Raw genomic sequence first — 5,179 nt, forward strand, 5'->3', positions numbered from 1 at the left:
CGCCACCGGTGGGACAGATCAACTGAAAGACAACCCACGGGGTGTCAGTGACAACGGGAGTCACCACCGGCAGCCGACTGGCAAGACCATCATCAACACATCCGCTTGAACGTCATCAATGTGACAAGTCCGTGACAACGTCGACAACCGTTACAGAGGACAAGCGAGATTGCGGTCCCGAGCGTTGACCTGTGATCAGAGCACGACGGGGACACGGCGCGCGATCGCGACCTCTGGGTTATGTCTAGCCGGTGACAGTTTCCTGGGGTGTCGCGCGTCTCAAACGCACAGGTCGCAGGCCGTTATTCGTCTAATCTGTGCCGCCACCTGCTATGCGATCTCGTCAGTTGCGCGGCGTTTCGTTCACAAATCCGTTCACAACCCGCTCCCCCAACTGCGCCCCGCCTCCGCGCATGCGCGATATCGAAGTCATCGACGGCGACCTCCGACGGCCAACCAATTTGTAAGTGCTGAATTGAGAAGCTGATTGTCCGTTAGTCCCATCTCGTGAGCGCGTTCTTGGACGTCTTCGAGAAGGTGAGGGTCCACCTTGCCGGGAACTCGCTGCATCTCACTTGAAGGTTGTGGTGAAGGCGCATTGCGCAGTTCGTCGCGAGGGAACAGATCGATAAGGGACATCATCTGTTCGGCGGAGATCTCGATCGGCCGACCCCGAACGAGATCCCACTTCAGGACTTTGAGATTGGCCGATTCTTTGCAGATGCCCTTGTTGTGCACGAAGTCGTTCCGAATCAACCGGATGTCACCAAAGTAGTCGACCAAGACGTCGGACTTGCGGATCTTCTCGTCTACCTGTTGATCGAAGTAGCTCGCAATCCGGCCACGAAACTGCTCCTCCCAAAGGGCGAACGCGTAGCTGAACCACTGGGCGTAGGCCACCGCCTGTGCCTCGGGGTAGTTATCGACGCTCTCTTGACCGGCCACCGTCACCATGCCATACCCAAGCAGCTTGACTGGCTGTGCCTCGCTACTGGGTGTCAAAGCCGTAAATGGCCGCAGCAGTTGGGATGTCGTCACGTTTGTGAACCGATGAACGTCAGCCACACACGGCGCAGCTAAGGGGATTCGAACCCCTGCCTCTACCTGCGGAAATACCGATTGACCTGCAGGTTCGCTCCGTCTCGTTCCAATTCAGTCCCGCTCGTTACCTGCGGGTTTGTTTTCGAGTCTTGACGGCGTCAAGAGCCGTCATCACCCGCCCCCTCACCATCAGGAGCGCAACGCTGGGCTGTGGTAGTGAGGTCTGTTCAATCCCGCTAAGGGAGCGCAACGGTCCATCCCGTCCAGCCGCTTTGTCAGTTCATCGGAACCGTGAACCATCTGACTCTTAATCAGCGGGTCCGGGGTTCGAAACCCTGACGGCGCGCAGGCCAGGCGTGGTTTTCGCCTGGCCTTTGGTGTTTGCTGACATACTCGGCTGGGTACCAAATCGGCTGAAAATCCCCCGCTCGGGCACTGTCAGGTTGGTGTGCCGGGAAGGTGAGGTGGGGCAGGATCGACGATCGTGACCGCTGCAGGCTCGTCGTATAAAGGGTTCCGGTTTCCGCCCGAGATCATCAGCCATTGCGTCTGGCTGTACCACCGGTTCCCGTTGAGCTTCCGCGACGTGCAGGAGCTGATGCTCGAACGTGGTGTCGACGTGTCCTATGAGACGATCCGGGCCTGGTGCGACCGGTTCGGGCAGGAGTACGCGAACCAGCTGCGCCGTCGTGGTCCGCGGCCGGGCGACAAATGGCACCTGGATGAGGTGTTCGTCCAGATCAACGGCGCACAGCGGTACCTGTGGCGCGCGGTCGACCAGCACGGCAACGTGCTCGACATTCTGGTCCAGTCGCGCCGAAACGCGGTGGCCGCAAAGAAGTTCTTCCGCCGACTGCTCAAGGGCCTGCGGTACGTGCCCAGGGTGATCGTCACCGACAAGCTCGCCAGCTACCAGGTGGCGCACCGCGAGCTCGTGCCGTCGGTGCAGCATCGCCGGTCGAAGTACCTGAACAACCGCGCCGAGAACTCCCACCAGCCGACCCGGCAACGCGAGCGGGCGATGAAACGCTTCAAGTCGATCCGGCACGCGCAACGGTTCCTGTCGGCGTTCAGCGGCATCTCGCCGCACTTTCGGCCCCGTCGGCGCCTGCTGTCGGCGGCCGACTACCGACAGGTCATGGCCGACCGCTTCGCGGTCTGGAACGAGATCACCGGGGCGACGACCACGGCCGCCGCCTGAATCGGCGACTGGGACAGGACGTTTCGTCCAAGCCACGGCTCATCACCCCGAATCATCACATCGGCCAATTAGGTTGGCTCAAGTTGACAGTGCCCTCGCGAGGGTCATGCATGGATCGCCATAGTGTTTGCGCTTGTGAGCCGAAAGCTCCTCATCAGTCAAGAACGCCAGCCGATCCCGCGTCGTTTGCCACGCCGCTCCTCGATGAAGGATTGCCACACGACAGCCGTGCCCACCTCGATGGGGTCGACGTGTCCGCGGACGCGGATGCCACGCGACGGTACGATGGCGAGATCCCGGAGCACCCGCAGCCAGTCGAAGGCTTCCCGGTCCGAGACGACCAGAGCCAACACCCCCGAGCCGCCCTGCCGAACCCATTCTGCAAGAAAGGCAGCGTAACGGCTCAAGCGCGCGAACGTGTCTATGTTTCCGGGTGTTTCCGTCGCCTTCGCGTCTCCGACGAACAGTGAGTCGTCACTGGGTCGAAGCTGCAGTACGTCTGGCCGCGAGCCATCCGGCAGCACGCTCAGGGCGTGGGTGTGGCCGGTGAGCGTCGCCATCGTGGCCAGCGTGGCAGCACGGTACTCGTGGAGGTCGCTCGGCCCGCCGCGGCGATCGACGACGGTGGTCACGGCGCGGCCTGCAAAGGGGCGGCAGACCAGCTGGCACGCAGCTCCGCGAGGAACTGCTCGCGAGTGATCGGCTCCGGCACCACGTCGCCCAGAAGGTCTCGGGCTCGCTGCTCCTTGCGGACCAGGTTGTTGAATTCGGCTGACTCGATGGAGTTGTCGGCGAGCAGCACGAAGTATTCGACCTCGCGCGTCTGCCCCCGCCGGTGGATGCGGTCGAGGCTCTGCAGGTACTGCGCAGCCTGGTTCGTGAAGGACTCGTACACCGCGTAGCGGGCGGCGTGGAGCGCCAGTCCTGCGCCCGCCGCTGCCGGGTTGCCGACGAAGATTCTCGTCCCGGGATCGTTCTGGAACCGGCGCACCGCCTCGCGGCGCTCCTCGATCGAAGTCACCGACCCGTCGTAGCGGACGGTGCCGTGCCGGGCCTACCGCTGCACGATGGTGTCCAGCGAGTGGGTGAAGCTCGACCAGATCACCAGCTTCTCGCCGCGTTGCTCGACTAGCCGCTCGATGAGGGCGTCCAGCGCGACGAGCTTGCCGGGCAGCTCGTCGTAGGTCTCGAAGACGCCGGCCGGGTTGGACGTGATGCGCAGCAGTGCCATGCGGCGGGCTAGGAGGGTGCCGAGTTGCTTGAGGAATTGATTCTCATCGAGCGCCTCGACTTCCGCGATGAGCCCATGAACTTGCCGATGTCGTTGGCCCACTCACCGACCATCGACTTCGGGGCCACCACGACCATCGTGTCGAGGATGTTGAGCCCCACCAGCCGGTCGAAGGCGTAGATCACCGAGACGGTCTTGCCGGCGCCCTGTTCGTCGAAGAGCAGCATGCCGTAGCCCTCCGGCGCAGTCATGGCGGCGACGTTGACCAGTTGGTGGTCGTCCAGCACGGCGATGTCCTGATCGGCCGGCCGGGCTATGAGCTCCGCTCGGGCCAGTTCGACACCGCCGGCGCGAAGCCTGCCCACGTGGTCGCGGTATTCCTGGTGCACCCTGGCGGCACGCCGACGGACTACCAGGGCACGCAAAGCCTCGGCGTCGAGGGCGACACCGAGGCCCTCGGCCTCACCGTTATCGAGCAGCCAAGTCATCTCGCGGGCCGGGGCCGTCAGGGCGCTGCCGTCGCGCCGGACGGTGCCCGGTGCGGACTTGCCCCGCAGGGCTCGGAGGACGCCTGTGAGGTCGGCCCCTCGGCCGGGGCGCGAACCGCAGGAAAGTACCGACTGCGTGGACGTCAGCGACGATCACGAGGCCGAGGCCTCCGACGCCGGAGCCGCAGGAATATCGCCCACCAGAACGGAGATCGTGCTGTCGACCGCGCGGGCCGCGTCACGGAACTCGCGCAGCACCTGGACGTCCAGCTTGCTGAGCACAGCCAGTGTTGCGTTCTCCCGCAGCCACTTGGCCACGCGACCCAGCTCGACGACACTACCGACCTGACGTTGCGCGAGCAACCGCTGACGGGCGATGTCGACGGCATCGATGACCTTCTCCCGGGCCTGCGCCCGGTCGGGCTCGCGGTGCGCCGCCTTGAGTTGGTCGAGTGCGTCTGGCGTCTCGTATACCCGGCGTAGCTCGCGGACCTGGGACCAGTTCTTGATCTTGTCATCGAAGAGCAGGTCGAAGACGATGGCCCGGAAGCCTTCGTCGGCCCTGAACTGAGTGGCGAGTTTGTCGTCGCCGCGGCCCGCGTCCAATTCCACGAAGTATTGGGTGAGTTCGGCCGTCCGCGTGGCGATCTCGCTCTCGTCGCGGTCCTGGTCGCGGTGGAAGTCCTCGAACTCCTCCGCCCAGGCCATCAGCTTGCAGTAGCGCGTCACCCTGTCCGTCTTGATGCCGAACTTCTTGCCCACCCGCCGGCGGATGTCGGATTCTTCCTTGTCCGACAGCGTCGTGTTGCGGGTCAGCATGTTGTCTCGCAATTCAGCGACGGCGTCGGCGATCTCACGCGCCCGCACGAACTCGGGCCACGTCAACTTGAACTCCTCGCTGAAGTTCAGCGAGGTGACGATCGCCTGGTTTGTCTTCCTCGCGCATGACCACCGTCGCCTCTTTTTGCGCTCGTCGACCACCACACCCGGCGTCCGGTCGACTGGCTGGGCGGTCCAGACGATGCTCGGATCGACCGGGCGTCGAGATCCCGAAGCTGCACGTGATCCGCCAGGCTTGCCCTCCGCGCCCGACGCCCTGAGGCGGTCGGGTCGGCCTACGAGCCGCCTCCGCCAACCGAGAGCACATGCGCTTACCGCGCGGCGACGAGCCCGGGCTGGACCTGCTGGGCGGGCGCTGGACCAAGTGCTCGAGGGCGT

General features: G+C 64.2%; 6 protein-coding genes and 1 pseudogene. 1 reads left to right on the plus strand and 6 read right to left on the minus strand.

Annotated elements, in window-relative coordinates:
* Positions 1-429 precede the first annotated feature (429 nt).
* Positions 430-1,038: a hypothetical protein gene (locus tag ACLP9N_RS23320; RefSeq protein WP_442409615.1), complete on the minus strand. Its 609-nt coding sequence runs from the start codon at positions 1,036-1,038 to the stop codon at positions 430-432.
* A gap of 484 nt (positions 1,039-1,522) precedes the next feature.
* Between ACLP9N_RS23320 and ACLP9N_RS23325 the strand changes: the two genes are divergently transcribed.
* Positions 1,523-2,242 (plus strand): IS6 family transposase, encoded by a 720-nt coding sequence (locus ACLP9N_RS23325; RefSeq protein WP_442409620.1) that lies wholly within the window; start codon positions 1,523-1,525, stop codon positions 2,240-2,242.
* A 158-nt stretch (positions 2,243-2,400) separates the two neighbouring features.
* On the opposite strand, the gene ACLP9N_RS23330 is transcribed toward ACLP9N_RS23325, so the two are convergent.
* The 5 genes and pseudogenes from ACLP9N_RS23330 to ACLP9N_RS23350 form a co-directional block, all read right to left on the minus strand.
* The gene (locus tag ACLP9N_RS23330) at positions 2,401-2,874 is read right to left on the minus strand and encodes a hypothetical protein (protein ID WP_442409616.1); all 474 of its coding nucleotides are present in this window, start codon (positions 2,872-2,874) and stop codon (positions 2,401-2,403) included.
* Positions 2,871-3,269: pseudogene (locus ACLP9N_RS23335) on the minus strand (helicase-related protein); the annotation flags it as partial. The pseudogene ACLP9N_RS23335 and the gene ACLP9N_RS23330, both read right to left, overlap by 4 nt.
* Before the next feature lie 27 nt (positions 3,270-3,296).
* Positions 3,297-3,473, minus strand: coding sequence for a hypothetical protein (locus ACLP9N_RS23340; RefSeq protein ID WP_442409617.1), 177 nt, complete (start codon positions 3,471-3,473; stop codon positions 3,297-3,299).
* A gap of 8 nt (positions 3,474-3,481) precedes the next feature.
* Complete coding sequence (locus ACLP9N_RS23345) at positions 3,482-3,961, minus strand: SNF2-related protein (RefSeq protein ID WP_442409618.1); 480 nt, start codon at positions 3,959-3,961, stop codon at positions 3,482-3,484.
* A gap of 153 nt (positions 3,962-4,114) precedes the next feature.
* Positions 4,115-4,945 (minus strand): hypothetical protein, encoded by an 831-nt coding sequence (locus tag ACLP9N_RS23350; RefSeq protein WP_442409619.1) that lies wholly within the window; start codon positions 4,943-4,945, stop codon positions 4,115-4,117.
* Between the last annotated feature and the right edge of the window lie 234 nt (positions 4,946-5,179).

Source organism: Mycobacterium sp., assembly GCF_052144515.1.
Classification (GTDB): domain Bacteria; phylum Actinomycetota; class Actinomycetes; order Mycobacteriales; family Mycobacteriaceae; genus Mycobacterium.